Here is a 16,873-nt window from a genome sequence, read left to right on the forward strand (position 1 = left end):
ATTTATGAAAACAGCTCAATTTCAGTGCAAATATTTTTTACTTTAGGATTGGATATCCTCGTTATTTTGTCATATGGATATTAGGGGCGTTTGTTATGGGAACCATTGCTTTTTATCTCATCTAGTTTCTATGTCTCCATAGATGTCCAAATGTAATGCCTTTTGCGAGAGAATTGGCGATACTTGATAGTTTGAGTAACAGCATGATGGATATAATGGACAAGATGAGAGCTCCCCCAAACATGAAGCTTACATTTTGGTCGTAGTCGAGTTTCATATCACTCAAATAGTTTGCAAAGATATTCATCATCAGATTAAATACAGTGGCTAAGAGTAGAAAGAGGATTATATAATTGACGACTTGGATTATCCATTGCTCGAAAAGGCGATGAGTTGGTTGCCAGAGCAAAGCAATGATGAAGAGTGGTCCCAATCCTACGAGAAGTGCAAGTGCGATTTTTGTTAGGAGAACGAGACCACCGCCGATTGCTACTACGAGGCTTGTTGCTAGCAAGATAATGATGCCTAAGAGACTGTAAAGCAGTCCATTGGCTTCGAAGAAGACGGTTTCTTGGAAAAGGCGGCCTGCATATTGGATTGGAATCCTTTGGTTGCTGTTTTGTCAAGTAAATTCATTAATTGTGTATCATTGAGTGGATTTGTCATGAGCGCTTTTGATAACTCATAGGGCATTTGTGTTATTAAATTGGCAATTTCACTTTGATAAAGTCCTGTGGTAAGAGCTATTGAAGTAATAATACTTATTCGCAGGAAACGATTTACAAATCCGGAGAGAGGCATATCTATAGCGCCACGAATGATGAGCCAACCATAGATGATGAAAGCGATTGTGATACCGATTGATACAAAGGGTGTAATTGTAACAATTGCTTTTGAGGAAAGATCCGTGACATATGTTTTTGTTATCTGATCAATTTTATTGAAAAGTTGCGTGAAAACTGTAAAGTCCATGGAATTCCTCTTTAACGAATTTTCAATTTTNTGGCATATCGATAGCGCCCCGAATGATGAGCCATCCGTAGATGATGAAAGCGATCGTGATTCCAATTGAAACGAAAGGTGTAATTGTAGTAATTGCTTTTGAGGAAATACCCGTGACATATGTTTGTGTTACCTGGTTAATTTTATCGAAAAGTTGCGTGAACATAGTGAAGTTCATGGCATTCCTCTTTAACGAATTTTCAATTTTTCATCATCTTAGAATATAAATACATGCTAAACACTTCATTTGCATTTATACAGTCCCTAAGTATTTTCACCACGATATCTTGGCTTTGATAAAATCTCTGTGTCTCTTTGAATTATTGGGATAGTACTGAACCCTGTAAATTAGCTTTTGTGTTCATCGTATGATCGGTATCTGTTTTTTTTCATTGTTAAAAAACATCATATCAAGTTCGCGTCTTTTCCTTTTGAGAAGTGATTGCTCAGCTTTACGTAAATACGCTACCATTTGCATCTTTATAGATTCATTTTGGATCATAGCTAATGTACCATCGATATGTGCTTGAAGATCTGCAATGTCTTTCAGTTTTTCTTTTGTTTGAAGNATCATGTAAATACGCTACCATTTCCATTTTTATAAATTCATTTTGGATCATAGCTAATGTACCATCGATATGTGCTTGAAGATCTGCAATGTCTTTCAGTTTTTCTTTTGTTTGAAGTTCATCGAGTAGTCCTCTGAGGTATTGAAAACGACTTTTTACGTTTTCAAAACCTTCCAAACTCACAGCTTTATCTTGAACAGATACAGATTGTAAACGCCCAGAAATAGCTTTGCTGATTTGATCGAAATTCCCAGAAACTTTGTTTTCTTCCTCCAAGACCTCTTGATATGATTGCCTTGAAAGCTTACTGTCTGTATAAAGAAATTCTGGCTCTTTAAGAAAAAAACTAGAAAAGTCTATTTGCTTTGGGTTTGTTTTCTGATCCTTTGTTATAGCCTGATAAGCTTTTTCTACTTGTGAAAGTTGTTGTCTTTTCGAATCAAGCTGCTTTTTTAAGAGCTCAATAATTTCTCCTTTTTTTAAAAGCTGAAGGATTTCCGAATATTCTGCTGATAGAGCAGGTTGTGGCGGTGGAGAAGATTGTGGCGGTGAAGCAGGTTGTGGCCGTGGGGCAGGTGGTGAGTCTACAGTNGAAAAGTTTTTAAAGTTACAGCTTTATCTATAATCGATATATTTTGTAAACGCCCAAAAAGAAGTTTACCGAGTTGATCAAAAGACTGAGAATGTCTGTTTTCATCATTCAAGACCTCTTGATATGACTTCCCTGAAAGCTTACTATCTTTATAGAGCAATTCTGGCTTTTTAAGAAAAAAACTAGAAAAGTCTATTTGCTTTGGGTTTGTTTTCTGATCCTTTGTTATAGCCTGATAAGCTTTTTCTACTTGTGAAAGTTGTTCTTTTTTCAACTCAAGGTGTTTTGTTAGCAACGCAATAATTTTCAGATATTGTTCTGATAGAGCAGGTTGTGGCGGTGGAGAAGATTGTGGCGGTGAAGCAGGTTGTGGCCGTGGGGCAGGTGGTGAGTCTACAGTTGGATCCTTAGGTGGTTTTTGGGGGACGAAACTTACGCTTACAGCTGCATTTGCTGGAGCTAGATTCAGTATTCCCAAAAGGGTAACCATTCCTACTATAATAAATTGCTTTTTCATCTGTCTCCTCGCTTGATTTCGGCAGGGATTGTTTTATTAATAGGCACGCGATTTCTATCATTAGGTTGTTTTAGCTTTGGTGCTAATGCACAAGCCGATAAAAGGTTTGCAATCAAAATTACAAGAATGATATTTTTCATTTTAATATGACTCTTTTTACTGTTATATACATTCTGATATTTGTTGTCATTATTATAATTTTGACACTAAAGTAAAGTGTATAGTTTACGATAATTTATCTTTTCTTAATTTCATTTTTTAATTTATGAAAATAGCTCAATTTCAGTGCGAATATTTTTTACTTTAGGATTGGATATTCTTGTTATTTTATCGTGTGCATTTAAAGTTTCTGTTACGAGAATCATTTCTTTCTAGCTACATCCTCTAGTTTCTATGTTTCCATAGATGTCCAAATGTAATGCCTTTTGCGAGAGAATTGGCCATGCTTGATAGTTTGAGTAACAGCATGATGGATATAATGGACAAGATGAGAGCTCCCCCAAACATGGCTGCTACATTCTGGTTATAATCGAGTTTCATATCACTCAAGTAGTTTGCAAAGATATTCATCATCAGATTAAATACAGTCGCTAAGAGTAGAAAGAGGATTATATAATTTACGACTTGGATTAACCATTGCTGAAAAAAGCGATAGGTTGGTTGCCACAGTAAGGCAATGATGAAGATAGGGCCCAATCCTACGAGAAGTGTAATAGCGATTTTTGTCAGTATGACGAGACCACCGCCGATTGCCACGACGGAACTTGTTGCCAGCAAGATGAGGATACCTAAGAGGCTGTAAAGCAATCCATTGGCCTCGAAGAAGACGGTTTCCTGGAAAAGACGACCTGCATATTGGAATCCTTTGGTTGCTGCTTTGTCCAATAAATTCATTAACTGTGTATCATCGAGTGGATTTGTCATGAGCGCTTTTGATAACTCATAGGGCATTTGTGTTATTAAATTGGCAATTTCACTTTGATAAAGTCCTGTGGTAAGGGCTATTGAAGTAATAATACTTATTCGCAGGAAACGATTTACAAATCCGGAGAGAGGCATATCGATAGCGCCCCGGATGATGAGCCATCCGTAGATGATGAAAGCGATTGTGATACCGATTGATACAAAGGGTGTAATTGTAACAATTGCTTTTGAGGAAATATCCGTGACATATGTTTTTGTTATCTGATCAATTTTATTGAAAAGTTGCGTGAAAACTGTAAAGTCCATGGAATTTCTCTTTAACAAATTTTCAACTTTTTATATGCTTTTTAAGCATTTTTCGTTGAATTTTTTAAGGATAAAATGAAACTTTGTAGACCTTTTCGATCTATGAGAGAGAATTGAGTATTACGCATTAACTTTTTCTTTTTACTATACAAAATATTGTTACAAAAAGCTTTATCTAATAAATCTTATGGTAGGCATTTTCGTGTTTTTACTATTCAAAATTTTTATGTTATGTTTATCTTTCTGTTGTTTGATAAGTGTATGTTCAGCATTGCGTAAATGTGTAACCATTTGTAGTTTTGCTGTTTCATTTTGTAGCATAGCAAGCATTCCAATTATATGTGCTTGTAACTCGGTAATACTTTTTAGATCTTTTGTTGTTGTGATTTCGTTTAATAGTTCTTCAATTTGCTGAAAACGATTGTTTGCTTCTTGAAAAGTTTTTAAACTTACGGCTTTATCAGTGATGGCTGCATATTGGATACGCTTGTTGATAAAACTGCTAGATTCATGGATAGTGACAGGAATTTCTTCTTCTTTTAAAATATTTTCAAGTGATGTAGATAGAGCAGAAGGTTTATTTCTATTGTAGAGATTCTCTGGATTTTTGAGAAAAAAACTACTGTGATCTGTTTTTACATTTTTAAGTTTTTTAGTATCGAATTTTTGGCTTCCCGTTATAGACTCGTGTATCTTTTTTACTTCCTCAAGGTGTTTTTTTAGCATATCGAGAAGTTGGGCATCAGGTGGCGCTTTCTTTTGCTGTGGAGTTTTTTTAGACTTTGATGTATTTGAAGATGAACTTCCAAAAAAATTGGGCCACTTCGTTGGAACGGATGCCGATAAATCCGCCGCCCCAGCGCCCCAAACCCAAGCCATCGCTGGGTTTGAAATCCCTAAAGTTATTACAACTACTATTGAAATGACCTTTTTTTTCATGTTTCCCTCCTGTCATTTTTTGCGTGCTGTAAGAAAATTGGTAACCATATTGCCGGATCATCACCAACTTCTGCGATAATGCTTTCGGCTAACTCTGCGTTATCAGGCGTTCCTGATAACACTAAGAGCTCGTCACTAAAGTCGTGTTCGATGGTTTTTCCATCGCGTGTCAGATGGAATTTACCAAGATTCAGTTCTGCAAGCGCAGATTGATCACCCTGCTTAATGAGGAATTGGCGACTAAACTCACCGAGTCCTTTAACGAGTTCAAATTCGGCATCTGTTAGTTTAAAGCCTTTTGTATAATCTTCATAATTTGCTTTGGGATTGGCTAGAAAAATGTAAGTTGCACACTGTTGAATGAGTGTTTTGGCAATATTACTTTCCAAGGCATCGCTAGGCTCTTGTGTTGCATAAACAAAAATACCATTTTGTTTACGGATAGTCTTTTGTTTATTTTTCGCTAAATCTTCAAAGTACGGATCTTGCAAAGGCTTCCAAAACTCGTCAAAGATATACATAAATCGCTGTCCGCTAATCATGCCTTCTGTGCGGTAAAGCAAATACATCATCACTGGAGTGCGAGTTTCAAAATTATCTAAAAATTCCGTGATATCAAAGCCGTAAATTTGATGTGTTAAGAGATCAAGAGCATCGTGGGGATTATCAAACAACCATCCATAATCACCACCTTCACACCATTTTAGTAAGCGAGCATGAACAGATGGGTGAGCATTATAATCACTTAAACGTGGATTTGGTAAAAATTGTACCAGAAAGGACAAACGACGGAGTGATTGGTCAATGTTAGCACTCATAACAGACATAACAGCTTTGTTAATTTCTTCCTCATCGTGATGCGTGACTTCACCACCAGCTTCTGCCAATTTTTTAACAAATTGTTTCAGAAAAATAAGATTTTCTTGTGTGGGTGGGAGTTGGAAAGGATTGAAACCACTTTTTCTGCCTGGCTTGAATGTTAAATATTTTCCACCCATCGCCCGAATGGCAATTTCCATACCACGATCTTTATCAAAAACAACAGTTGTCGGCTTAAATTTTTGTGCTTGTGCTAACAAAAAGCCGAGTAACACGGTTTTACCGGAACCAGATTGTCCGATAAGTGCGGTATTACCAAGTAAACGTTTATCTGTCGAGTCCTCTTCAAGTTTGGAGGCATGAAAATTGAAATAAAGCGGTGTTTTACTGGTTGTTTTAAGAATTGTGACGGCTGGTCCCCATGGGTTGCCAGTGGGTTTTCCTGACATAAAATTATGAAAAGATGAAAATGATAAAAAGTTCAATGATGTAATCGGAGCAGGACGTGGTCTCCATTTCCAATTGCCAGGAAGTTGTGCCCAATAGCCAGCCTCTATCGCTAAGTCTACAGGTTTAGGCAGTACCGCAACGTCTAGTAATGCTGCACTTGCTTTGGCCATATGGTCGCGAACTTGTTGAATTGTATCACCATAGATCGTCAATGTGCAGTGATGTTCTCCCATGACAAAATGCCCACTGATAAGCTGGTTTAGTGCTTCGTCAATTTGTTCAATTTGGCTCGTTGCCACATCTCGTGCATCAATAAGATTACGCTGATGCCGTTGTAAATAATCTTTAGCAGCATGTCGGGAGAGAACTGAAAAGCTCTGCGTCAATACGAACTCGAAGTCACTTTCCAACAAAACATTTAATTGTCCTGGTTTGGTTGTTGCATCATATTCTTTAATTTCAAGCATTCCAAATCGACGCATTCCACTGGTTGTTCGCAGTTCACCAAGAGCGCCCCATTTTGAGAAAAAAGGTCGATTGACAGACATATAGTCAGCAAAACGGTCATGGCAAATTGGCATAGGGCGATATTCACCATTGACAAGCATTCCAAGGAATTCAAGTGCAGAAGAATAAGCATGCCCATTTTTTTCATAAGCACCAAGAAGTTCTGCACCGTAACGGTTTAAAGATTGGCCTAAAGTACGATTGATGTCATTGAGTTCTTTGATACATGTGTCTTGTCGCATCTTTTTTTGATCAAGCGTTTCACGTTCATGTTTAGAAAAGAACGACATAATTTTATCCGCTATCGGTTGAAAAATGACAGTCAGATATAAATCATTGACCATCAAATTATAACCAGTAAAGCTTTGTCGATATTTTTCATCAAGCTGATAGCAAAACATTTGATCAAATGTTGAATCAGGATATTCATAAACACGGCGGCGCACAATATGCGTCCAAAATGATAAATTGGCTGATGCAAGACCCCGTAGAGTATTGTTAAGCTCTTTTATCCATTGAAAAATATCTTCTTCTGAAGCGCTTTGATGCGAACGCCCATCAATTTTCCAAATTGACAAATATTCCGCATTTTTAGTAGAAATAATCGTATCTGTAATATGATGTGAATAAGGCAGAAACAGGCTTACAGGTGCCTCTGATGCAAGGCGTTTGCTGCTTTCAACAGCTGTCATGTTTATCTCCTTTTACTATAATCAGAGGGACTATAACTTGATGCGCCCCAAAAACCTTTGTTGCGATTGCGAAATTTAGTATCGATCCATAACCACCAGATACGAAACGCCTTATCATCGTTTTTAGTAATTTGCACCATAATAAACCATAATGGAGGTGCTATAATCCACAAAAAGATACTTACTGTCATAGCAATAACAGCAACCCCCATAACCATAACGATAAATGGCATCATGGGGACACCCCATATCGTTGGAACACGTGTTGCTCCCTTGAATAGGGGGAATTCTTTTTTTTCTTGCGATTTCATGGAATGTTCTCGTCACTGGAGGTGAAATAATATGTGGCTAATATAAAAAGCTGCACCAGCAATAATGATACTGAATGCCCATCGCATAAATGTAGCTCTTGCGATAATGCGAAATATATAAATAAGCAAAAGTAATAAAAGAATGATAGCAGCAACGATAGGAATAATTATACTTAATCCATATTGCATCCCTATGAAAACATTTAAACTCTTTGTTTCCGTTTGAGCATATGCAGATTGAGTTATTAATAACATAATCAAAGTTATAAAAATAGTACTAATCTTACATATTTTTGATTGAAGCGTATTTAATTGTTTCATATCTTTTATCCCCTTTTAATTAAAGTTGCTATAAATAATATTCCTTTTTTCGTAGTATGAGCGATATTATTACTGGTACAAATCTATAATCAACGAACATTAAAAACATTACGTATTATACTAATTTATGCTTGACCTGTAAATAGCAGTTTAGCAAGTTGGGTTGCCGAGCCAGCAATGACAACGCCGATTGCCCACCGTACAAACGTATCTTTTCCTATATAGCGGCCTGCGTAACCAATTGCTAAGCACAAAAGTATCACGGCAGCAGCAACAGGAATAATGTGATCAATAAGATCTTTTTTTAGAGCATCTAGAGCTTTTTCAGCAGGAGCTAATTTTGCATTTGCATATGCAGACTGTGTTATAAAAAATGCAATTATAGCTGTAGAAATTACTATGATTCTGTTGTTATTTTGTGTTTGGACATTAATTAATTTTCGCATATTTTACTTTCATTAAATTTTCATGAATATTTTATATTTTTTAACATAAACAAATTACTATCTTTATATGTTACAATTAGCAAATATAAACTCTTAATTAAAAACATTATGTATTATACCAGTTCATTACTTACCTGTAAATAACAGTGTAGAAAGCTGTGTTGCTGAGCCAGCGATGACAACGCCGATCGCCCACCGTACAAACGTATCTTTTCCAATGTAGCGCCCTGCATAGGCAATTGCTAAACACAAAAGTATAACAGCAGCGGCGAGAGGGATAATCGTTTTTAAGTCATTTTGGAGTGCATCTAACGCCTTTTTTGCAGGATCTAATTTTACATTTGCATATACGGGATTCGTTATAAAAAAGGCACTTAGAGCTGCAGAAATTACGATAATTTTGTTATTATTTTTTAATTTGAGATTAATTAATTTTTTCATATTTTACTCTTATCAATACTTTGTATATTCTTAATATAAACGAAATATCACATAATATTTTTAAATTTATCAAACATAAACTCTCACATTAGAAACATTATGTATTATAAAGACTCACACTTGCCCCTTGAATAACAGGCTCGCAAGTTGGGTTGCTGAGCCAGCGACGATAACACCGATTGCCCACCGTACAAATGTATCTTTTCCGATGTAACGTCCAGCATAACCAATTGCTAAGCATAAAAGGATAACGGCAGCAGCAACAGGAATAATATTAGTAGTAAGATCTGTTTGCAGAGTTTTTAAAGCATCTTCAGCTTTTAGTTTTGCATACGCAGGATGTACTATAAAAAATACACTTATAGCCGAAGAAATTGCTGTGATTCTGTTGTTATTTTTAAATCGGAAATCAATTAATTTTTTCATATTTTACTCTTAATTAATGCTCTTATTAATACTTTGTATTTATTATTATAAAACATATGAGATTTTTATATGTGTATAATAATTAGATATAAAACCTTATGATAAAAATATTATGCATTATATAGACTTACGCTTGCCCCTTGAATAACAGGCTCGCAAGTTGGGTTGCTGAGCCAGCGACGACAACGCCGATTGCCCATCGTATAAATGTATCTTTTCCGATGTAGCGTCCAGCATAACCAATTGCTAAGCATAAAAGTATAACAGCAGCAGCGACAGGAATAATATTAGTATTAAGATCTTTTTGGAGTTCTTCTAAAGCTGTTTTTGCAGGAGCTAAACCGTTTGCTTGGGCCCATACGGGATGTGTTATAAAAAATACAGTTATAGCTGCCGAAAGTGTGATGATTTTGTTATTATTCTTTGATTGGAAACTAATTAGTTTTTGCATATTTCTCTCACTAAGATTATAGATAACATTTTGTATTATAGCTATCATCTTTAATTTTAATTAACTGCACCTGTGAATAAAAGCTTAGCTAGCTGGGTTGCTGAGCCAGCGATAACAACACCGATTGCCCATCGTATAAATGTATCCTTTTCGATGTAACGCCCTGCATAGAGAATGGCTAGGCATAAAAGTATAACAGCAGCAGCAATAGGGATAATGTTTTTAATGAGGTCGTTCTGTAAAGCCTCCAAAGCAGTTTTTGCATTTGTTAATTTTACTTGAGCATATACAGAATTGCTCATAAAAAATATAATTAAAGTTGCAGAAATTTTAATATTTTTATTTCTAACTATTGTTTGAAGGGTATTTAGTTGTCTCATATTGTTTGTCTCAATTTAGATTTCTCTTTAGAATAAAAAGATATTTTATACTGAATGACTTAATATTCATTCTCATTACGCGCCTGTGAATAACATATTTGCAAGTTGGGTTGCTGAACCAGCGATAACGACACCAATTGCCCACCGTACGAATGTATCTTTTCCGATGTAGCGCCCTGCATAACCAATTGCTAAGCACAAAAGTATCACGGCAGCAGCAATGGGGATAATCGTTTTTAAGTCTGTTTGGAGTGCAGTTAAAGCTTTGTTTGCAGGCTCTAAAACTACTGCTTGGGCTAACACAGGATTAGCGATAAAAAATACAGCTGAAACTGCAAAGTTTTTAATAGTTTTATTATGAATTATTCTTTGAAGGATATTTAATTGTTTCATATTTTTATCTCAATTTATATCACATTGGTATGAGTAATCTCTTTTCTTCAATATGTTTTTTATTGAATACAATGAAAATACTGAAATCTAAATTTTCTTTCATGAAAATTTATGCAGTTTTAAATAATAAACCGGCAAGTTCAGCTGCTGAACCAGCGATAACGACACCAATTGCCCACCGTACAAATGTATCTTTTCCGATATAGCGCCCTGCATAACCAATTGCTAAGCACAAAAGTATAACGGCAGCAGCAATGGGGATAATATCTTTCAAGTCTTTTTGGAGCGCTTTTAAAGCGTTGTCTGCAGGAGTTAAAACTACTGCTTGGGCTAACACAGGATTGGCCATATAAAATACAGTTAAAGCTGCAGAGGCTTTAGTAATTTTATTCCAAATTATTGTTTGAAGAGTTTTTAATTGTTTCATATTGCTTATTCCAATTTAGATTACAGTTAGTATAAATAAACTCTTTTTTCGATATAGTTTTTATTGTGCTAAATAAAAATACAGAAATCTAAGTTTCTTATTTCATGAAAGAAACATTTTATGTTTAAATAGATTTATCAGTTGGATTTAAATAATAAATTGGCAAGTTCAGCTGCTGAACCAGCGATAACAACACCGATTGCCCACCGTACAAATGTGTCTTTTCCGATGTAGCGCCCTGCATAACCAATTGCTAAGCACAAAAGTATAACGGCAGCAGCGATAGGGATAATCGTTTTTAAATCTGTTTGGAGTCCCTCTAAAGCTTTTTTTGCAGGAGCTAAACCCGCTGTTTGGGCGGGTACAGGATTGGTCATAAAAAATACAGTTAAAGCTGCAGAAAACGCAGCAATTTTATTACGAGCTGTTGTGTGAAGAATATTTAATTGTTTCATGTTCTTTATCCTGATTAAGATTAAAACTCCCACAAATGACCCCTCTTTCATGAAGAAACTTAAAAAGATATTTTGGATCAGCCCAAGTTCTTAGTTTTCCTCTTTGTGTAAGTAACGCATATTTATTTTGCTTTCCGGTGATTGGATCATCGGAAATAAACGTGAAATACCATTCCCTCTCTGAAAGCATCACGACTGTAATCTCACGTGCTGCTTTTTGACTAAATGCTATATCAACGCTGTTTTGTTCTATCATTTTCATTATCTTTGCCCTCAATTAGAAGAGATTTTGTTCAATCTTACTAATTAGAGCTTTAACATTTTCTTATCTACCTTTCATTATAATATCCTATCAAAATTCTGGGTTTTCGTGAAAATATCAGTCATCACTCAGTGATCTTCTCGATGAAGAAAATCTTCAGCTGAAAAAGCATCTCTGGCGCTACTTTCTTTATGTGTAAATGCATCTTCTTCTCCTTTTGAAGAGAGAGAAAGAGAATCTACTTTAGTTGTCTGTTCTGGTTCTTCTTTTTTAAGCTTTATAGGCTCCTGCAAGCCTTCATTTCCTCGTACAGCAGCTTTTACTCCAATATATGAAGTAATTTTTTGCATATGGGCGTGGTTTGAGTTTTCTGTATTGTAAAAATTCAGCACAGACTGCAAAGTCGCTTTTTCAAAGATGCACTTTGATGTTGTTTGTTCATAGCAGTAAGTTAAAGCGCTTTGTGCAGCTGTAAGATTTCTGCAAAAATCAAATGCATCAAAAAGATAAAACAATTTCACATTTCCAACACCAATTTGCCCTAAAATTATGTTAAAATTATGTTCACTCTGTTCAGCTGTTGCGATTGTTTCCTTAAGCTGAGATGTTTGATAGAAGAAGTTATCTTTATTATCTGTTACATAGACATTGTCCCGCGCTTCTTGTTTGGCGATAACTGAAAATGCTATGGGGGGCGTATTGGATATGTATGCAGCAGCAAAAAATGTGAAATCTGGAACAATCATTAGCAATACACCTTATTATGAAGAATTTTATTAATACAAATGCTAATTCTGTGTTGTGCTTTTTCTCGTTGTCTTTTGATTTTATAAATTTGCAGAATGAGATTGTTTAGCTTAGAATATTCCTTGTGATTATTGTTTTGTTCCCTTCTAAGAATACTTTTAACATATGCGAATATCCAACCAACAAGATAAAAGTGTGGAATAAAATAGAGCATATTACGCCAACCAATATTATTGGAATCACGAAGAAAGGCGCTGCTTTTAAAAAATAATAATCTTTGATACTGTATTGAAGCTGCTTGTTTTATATAATTCTCTAGTTGCAAAAATCTTTTCAAAAAAAATTTATACGAAGTAAAAAGCCGTTGTGTATGAGGGGAGGTTTTCTTGTCATAATGAACTACACTATCATTATACAGAGAGGGCTTGTTCTTTGTTGCGTATTGCCATAACTTATAGAGTGACGATTTATATTTACTTTTGACTACTGTTTCATAAGAGTCAGAGAGGTGTGATGGTGTTTGAGCACTGCATTTAGCAGTTCCAGCGATTGAGCTGAAAAAAGATGCAGTGGCGGTAATTGATATACCAATAAACAGTTCTTTGTGGCTCAAAGCACATCTCCGTCAAAGTGATATATGTATCGTAATTTTAATTTCGATAATAAATAGACAGAAATTGTCTATAATTGTGTTTAAAATATGTCAAAAAGAAATTCTTTTTTGCAAGGGGAGTAATTAAGGTGAATGATCTCAAAAATATGAATTTTGATGAACTACAAGAGATGCGTACACAAATCGATGTGGAATTAAAAAAACGGCAAGCAAAGGAAAAGCAAAATGCGCGACGAAAAATTCTTGAAATTGCTAATGCCCATGGAATTGATATCGCTGATCTTGTGAGCAAAGAGCGCCATTATAGAAATCCCAATAACCAATGGGAATTATGGAATGGGCGTGGACGTAGACCTAAGTGGATTAAAGAGTGGTTGGAGAATGGGTATACACTTGATGAACTCGAAGTAACGTAACACGTGTGCGATCTTTACAAGATAAGGGAATACCAAGGAATGTAAATGCAAGAAGTATGCTCTTTTGGGTAATTTAATTGTATAAATATACTGAACGAATATATTAAAGTATTGAGTTACCAAATACAATGATAGGGAGCGTGAACAATTTATTTAAATGCAAAAGGTCTTGTTGTCATAATCTGGCAAGCATAATGATGATGCCAGATTGGAATATTGTAATTGCTTTTGGCATGTGAGAGAGGGGGGATATTTTACTTCTTTTTATCGTTTCATTAACGTTGCTCTTTTTAGTCTATGTAAATAAATAGTTTTATTGATTATTTACAAAAATGGTCGAAATGAGAATAATTTATTGCATAGGGATTTTAACTCAATATGTAAAATGATAATTTTATCAATTAATATGTTAATAAATTAGCATACTTATATTTTTGAAATACTGTTCTGTAGAACAAGCCTGATGTTATAGATTTTGTTTGGTCTTTTTTCTGTAAGATTATATATGAGGCATTTACTTTATTTATCGTTCGTTTAGTTGAGATGAGTGAGTGTGTAGAAAAATGGAAAATTTCTATGGCTGTTATGGGTTTTATAGAATTTATGACATATTTCTGAGCGTTTGTGATTAAAATTCATTTATGAGCGTTTATGAATAATGAATAAAGAGTGTATTTGAAAATAAAAGGATTGGATCATTTCTATTGCGGTTTATCTTCTTTTATGGTGTGAAATAGGGGGGTATGCAGGTTTACAATTGTGTGTGATGGTATAGAGTGCGGAACACTTTGTTATATATCGGAATATTTTTTCTAAAATTGTGTGGTATTCCACAATAAGTTAAAGAGTTTGTCTGAGAAGCAGAATGCCCCAAACGGAATACATTTATGTTTCCAATTTACGCGCTTTTTTAAAAGAAAATTTTTCAATGCAACTAAGCTTATTTTATGGCGCTTCTCATGAATAGTATAACGTAAAAGCCCCTATGATCATATAAAATTCATTGTACACCACCATTTTTACTTCAATAAAAAGTATAAGCCGGCGCCATTATATACTTTACTCGCCTACAATGTTGCTAAAGTCCTTAGTTCTTGAGAGGGGGAGACTTTTTGTTGCTTTGTTTAATTGTTTTTATTTATACGACACTCTCACTTGTGATGTACAAGCGAATGATTTTGATTGCTTCAACGTGAGAGAGATTTGAAATAAGGGTATTTTATGATCTTTAGATTTCTCACTCAATATGAGAACAATGAACTTATTATTGTAAATAAAGTGTTGTGTGCTAAAAAGTCTTGTTTATTTTGTTATGCCGTGAAATGGCTTCTTTTAAGGTGTGGTGATATAAGGTAACCTCTTTGAGACATTAAACGTTTTTTCAGTGCATGGTGAATATTCTTAGAATGTAGCTTGCTTGTCGAGTTTTATGTTAAGTGAAATATGGGAGGAGGAAGTCAAAAAAAAATTACTCGACAGGAATCCGGTTTGTAAATAGATTGGATGAGATAGGAATTTTTTGTTCTTTGAAGGAGGAAGGCAAAGGTTGTAAAAAAAGTGAAATAGTATGAATTTTTGCTTAAAGTGGGAAGCCATGTAGAAGACGTGGGGCATTTGGAGGGAGTCCGGCAGCTTCTTGAATGAAGTATTTTTTTATTTTTGGTGCTTGATTAATGATTCCAAGTCCGGTATCGCGGAGCATCCGTAAAAGAAGGCTATCATTAGAAAAGAGTTTATTAAGCCAATCATTGCTTAAAGCCATACGGACAATTTCAAAACGTCTCCAGCTTTGATAGCGCTCTAAAGCCGTGAGGGAGCCAATGTCAAGACCTAGTCGTGCTGTTTCAATAATCACTTCAGCGAGGGCAGCGCTATCGCGTAATCCTAAATTGAGTCCTTGTCCTGCAATGGGGTGGATGGTATGGGCGGCATCGCCAACGAGAGCAAAACGTGGTTTAACGCATTGACGTGTTAAAGAAAGACTCAAAGGAAAAGCTTGACGTTCGCCATCCCAAGAGAGTTTGCCTAATCGATGGCCAATGCGTCTTTCGAGTTCTGTTTCAAAAATAAGTGCATCAGCTTTGAGATAATATTGCGCAGTTTTATGATCTTCATTCCACACAATGGCGGATCGGTTGCCTTTGAGAGGGAGAAGAGCAAAAGGACCGGCAGGTAAAAAATGTTGAATTGCTTGACCATTATGGGGTTTTTCATGTTCAACTGTGCAGATAATTGCTGTTTGTTTATAGAGATGAGAAAAGTTTTTAAGATCTGCTTTTTGGCGTAATTTCGAATGGGCTCCGTCAGCTGCAATAAGCAATTTTGTTTGCCAAACCTCTTCATTATTTAAAGTAACGGTTGTATGTTGGTCTTCTTGATGAAAATCAATGACACGGGTGTTTGTAATAACAGGGATATTGAGATCTTTGACACGTTTTTTTAAAGTGTTGATGAGTTCTCTATGCTCTACCATAGCAGCAAAGGGCTCGCCGGGATTAATGTCGCCTTCAAAGGTTAAAAGAGTAGGTTTGACAGGATCATTTGTGCTTGTATCTGTGATGATCATTGAATGAATGGGTTGCGCATAGGGTTTTATAGATTCCCAACATTGTAATTGTTTTAACATACGAATAGAAGCAGCAGCAAGGGCAATGGTTCGTATGTTAGAAGCAGGGGTATCTCCTTGTGGAGCAGCATCAACGATTTTTATTTTCAGATTAGGGGCTGTTTGCTTGAGTGCTGTCGCTAGGGTTAAACCGACAGCTGCCCCCCCTGCAATGAGCAGATCACATTGTTTAGTTTTATGAGATTTAATTTTTTTATTGGGTTGTACGTTTTTATTGCGATTAGAACACACAATACTTCTTCCATTGTTTATAGTTTGCTTTCTTTTAAAAAGAATATCTTTTTACATTGCCTAAAATATCTTAACTTTTACTTTTCTCTCTGCTTTACAAGAACGAGGTTTCTTTTTGGCGCCAATCTGATGACGGATTGGTTTTTCAGAGTTTTTCTGCTTAATCATTTATGTGATTCATCTTACAGATTTATCGGATAAGCTTTTTTGAATATTCCTCTTCAATTCTTTTTACACTTGGTTGATAAAAAAGAAAACTAAAAATAAACAAAGATGGTCGTGTATTTTTTAAGTTGTGTGAGTTACTTCAGTATGCCTGTCCTGAAGGGGGATATTTAGTTAGTATGATAGATAAAAAATTGTTGTCATTCGTGATGGTTAAAACAGTATTCATATTTTGCCGTTATCATGATGTAGCATAAAAAATATTATTTGTTGAGGAAGGTGCCTATAGGACCCATGTGACATTTTAACACATGAGGTGTTTTTTGGTTGATCGTGTGATAAATATCTTGGGAGAGCTTTTTGTGTGCCTTATGAAGGATAGTCTCTTAGGGTGGTGATATATGAGTGATATGAAGTGGTTAGAAGGTAGAACGCGCTAGATAAG

At 35.4% G+C, this 16,873-nt stretch carries 21 protein-coding genes and 2 pseudogenes; 1 reads left to right on the forward strand and 22 read right to left on the reverse strand.

Annotation, left to right across the window (positions count from 1 at the left end):
- Positions 1-121 precede the first annotated feature (121 nt).
- From ACFIK2_RS05510 to ACFIK2_RS05610, 21 genes and pseudogenes are all read right to left on the reverse strand, one after another.
- Positions 122-972: pseudogene (locus ACFIK2_RS05510) on the reverse strand (type IV secretion system protein).
- 31 nt (positions 973-1,003) lie between these two features.
- Positions 1,004-1,180, reverse strand: a pseudogene (locus ACFIK2_RS05515) (trwi protein); the annotation flags it as partial.
- Positions 1,181-1,363: 183 nt separating this feature from the next.
- Positions 1,364-1,576 carry a type IV secretion system protein gene (locus ACFIK2_RS05520; RefSeq protein ID WP_375676959.1) on the reverse strand — a complete coding sequence of 71 codons (213 nt, stop codon included), beginning with the start codon at positions 1,574-1,576 and terminating at the stop codon, positions 1,364-1,366.
- On the reverse strand, positions 1,491-2,066 hold the full coding sequence (locus tag ACFIK2_RS05525; protein ID WP_375677045.1) for a type IV secretion system protein: 576 nt from the start codon (positions 2,064-2,066) through the stop codon (positions 1,491-1,493). Before ACFIK2_RS05525 ends, ACFIK2_RS05520 begins: the two co-directional genes overlap by 86 nt.
- A 610-nt stretch (positions 2,067-2,676) precedes the next feature.
- Positions 2,677-2,820, reverse strand: a complete 144-nt coding sequence (locus tag ACFIK2_RS05530; protein WP_015857026.1) for a hypothetical protein — start codon at positions 2,818-2,820, stop codon at positions 2,677-2,679.
- A gap of 244 nt (positions 2,821-3,064) precedes the next feature.
- Positions 3,065-3,910, reverse strand: a complete 846-nt coding sequence (locus tag ACFIK2_RS05535; protein WP_375676960.1) for a type IV secretion system protein — start codon at positions 3,908-3,910, stop codon at positions 3,065-3,067.
- Between the two features lie 171 nt (positions 3,911-4,081).
- Positions 4,082-4,849: a type IV secretion system protein gene (locus ACFIK2_RS05540; RefSeq protein WP_375676961.1), complete on the reverse strand. Its 768-nt coding sequence runs from the start codon at positions 4,847-4,849 to the stop codon at positions 4,082-4,084.
- Positions 4,846-7,317: a VirB4 family type IV secretion/conjugal transfer ATPase gene (locus ACFIK2_RS05545; RefSeq protein ID WP_375676962.1), complete on the reverse strand. Its 2,472-nt coding sequence runs from the start codon at positions 7,315-7,317 to the stop codon at positions 4,846-4,848. The genes ACFIK2_RS05540 and ACFIK2_RS05545 overlap by 4 nt, the downstream gene beginning before the upstream one ends.
- A 2-nt stretch (positions 7,318-7,319) precedes the next feature.
- The gene (locus tag ACFIK2_RS05550) at positions 7,320-7,628 is read right to left on the reverse strand and encodes a type IV secretion system protein VirB3 (protein ID WP_375613868.1); all 309 of its coding nucleotides are present in this window, start codon (positions 7,626-7,628) and stop codon (positions 7,320-7,322) included.
- 12 nt (positions 7,629-7,640) lie between these two features.
- A complete protein-coding gene (locus tag ACFIK2_RS05555) occupies positions 7,641-7,949 on the reverse strand; it encodes a conjugal transfer protein (RefSeq protein ID WP_375676963.1) in 309 nt (102 codons plus the stop codon).
- A gap of 125 nt (positions 7,950-8,074) precedes the next feature.
- The gene (gene trwL / locus ACFIK2_RS05560) at positions 8,075-8,395 is read right to left on the reverse strand and encodes a VirB2 family type IV secretion system major pilin TrwL (RefSeq protein WP_375676964.1); all 321 of its coding nucleotides are present in this window, start codon (positions 8,393-8,395) and stop codon (positions 8,075-8,077) included.
- Positions 8,396-8,521: 126 nt separating this feature from the next.
- On the reverse strand, positions 8,522-8,836 hold the full coding sequence (trwL, locus tag ACFIK2_RS05565) for a VirB2 family type IV secretion system major pilin TrwL (RefSeq protein ID WP_375676965.1): 315 nt from the start codon (positions 8,834-8,836) through the stop codon (positions 8,522-8,524).
- A gap of 114 nt (positions 8,837-8,950) precedes the next feature.
- Complete coding sequence (gene trwL, locus ACFIK2_RS05570) at positions 8,951-9,262, reverse strand: VirB2 family type IV secretion system major pilin TrwL (RefSeq protein WP_375676966.1); 312 nt, start codon at positions 9,260-9,262, stop codon at positions 8,951-8,953.
- Between the two features lie 127 nt (positions 9,263-9,389).
- The gene (trwL, locus tag ACFIK2_RS05575; protein ID WP_375676967.1) at positions 9,390-9,713 is read right to left on the reverse strand and encodes a VirB2 family type IV secretion system major pilin TrwL; all 324 of its coding nucleotides are present in this window, start codon (positions 9,711-9,713) and stop codon (positions 9,390-9,392) included.
- A 56-nt stretch (positions 9,714-9,769) separates the two neighbouring features.
- Complete coding sequence (gene trwL / locus ACFIK2_RS05580) at positions 9,770-10,093, reverse strand: VirB2 family type IV secretion system major pilin TrwL (protein WP_375676968.1); 324 nt, start codon at positions 10,091-10,093, stop codon at positions 9,770-9,772.
- A 75-nt stretch (positions 10,094-10,168) separates the two neighbouring features.
- Positions 10,169-10,486, reverse strand: coding sequence for a VirB2 family type IV secretion system major pilin TrwL (trwL, locus tag ACFIK2_RS05585; protein WP_375676969.1), 318 nt, complete (start codon positions 10,484-10,486; stop codon positions 10,169-10,171).
- A 109-nt stretch (positions 10,487-10,595) separates the two neighbouring features.
- A complete protein-coding gene (gene trwL, locus ACFIK2_RS05590; protein ID WP_375676970.1) occupies positions 10,596-10,913 on the reverse strand; it encodes a VirB2 family type IV secretion system major pilin TrwL in 318 nt (105 codons plus the stop codon).
- Between the two features lie 137 nt (positions 10,914-11,050).
- Positions 11,051-11,368, reverse strand: a complete 318-nt coding sequence (gene trwL / locus ACFIK2_RS05595; RefSeq protein ID WP_375676971.1) for a VirB2 family type IV secretion system major pilin TrwL — start codon at positions 11,366-11,368, stop codon at positions 11,051-11,053.
- Positions 11,331-11,630: a KorA family transcriptional regulator gene (korA, locus tag ACFIK2_RS05600; RefSeq protein WP_375676972.1), complete on the reverse strand. Its 300-nt coding sequence runs from the start codon at positions 11,628-11,630 to the stop codon at positions 11,331-11,333. Before korA ends, trwL (ACFIK2_RS05595) begins: the two co-directional genes overlap by 38 nt.
- A gap of 128 nt (positions 11,631-11,758) precedes the next feature.
- The gene (locus ACFIK2_RS05605) at positions 11,759-12,376 is read right to left on the reverse strand and encodes a TrwN protein (RefSeq protein ID WP_375676973.1); all 618 of its coding nucleotides are present in this window, start codon (positions 12,374-12,376) and stop codon (positions 11,759-11,761) included.
- Complete coding sequence (locus ACFIK2_RS05610) at positions 12,376-12,990, reverse strand: hypothetical protein (protein WP_375676974.1); 615 nt, start codon at positions 12,988-12,990, stop codon at positions 12,376-12,378. Before ACFIK2_RS05610 ends, ACFIK2_RS05605 begins: the two co-directional genes overlap by 1 nt.
- 128 nt (positions 12,991-13,118) lie before the next feature.
- Here ACFIK2_RS05610 and ACFIK2_RS05615 point away from each other — a divergent pair, with 128 nt between their 5' ends.
- Positions 13,119-13,406 (forward strand): H-NS family nucleoid-associated regulatory protein, encoded by a 288-nt coding sequence (locus ACFIK2_RS05615; RefSeq protein WP_015857007.1) that lies wholly within the window; start codon positions 13,119-13,121, stop codon positions 13,404-13,406.
- A gap of 1,579 nt (positions 13,407-14,985) precedes the next feature.
- Here the strand turns inward: ACFIK2_RS05615 and ACFIK2_RS05620 are convergent.
- The gene (locus ACFIK2_RS05620; RefSeq protein WP_375676975.1) at positions 14,986-16,263 is read right to left on the reverse strand and encodes a ubiquinone biosynthesis hydroxylase; all 1,278 of its coding nucleotides are present in this window, start codon (positions 16,261-16,263) and stop codon (positions 14,986-14,988) included.
- Between the last annotated feature and the right edge of the window lie 610 nt (positions 16,264-16,873).

Source organism: Bartonella sp. AP88XZML (assembly GCF_042195565.1).
GTDB lineage: Bacteria > Pseudomonadota > Alphaproteobacteria > Rhizobiales > Rhizobiaceae > Bartonella.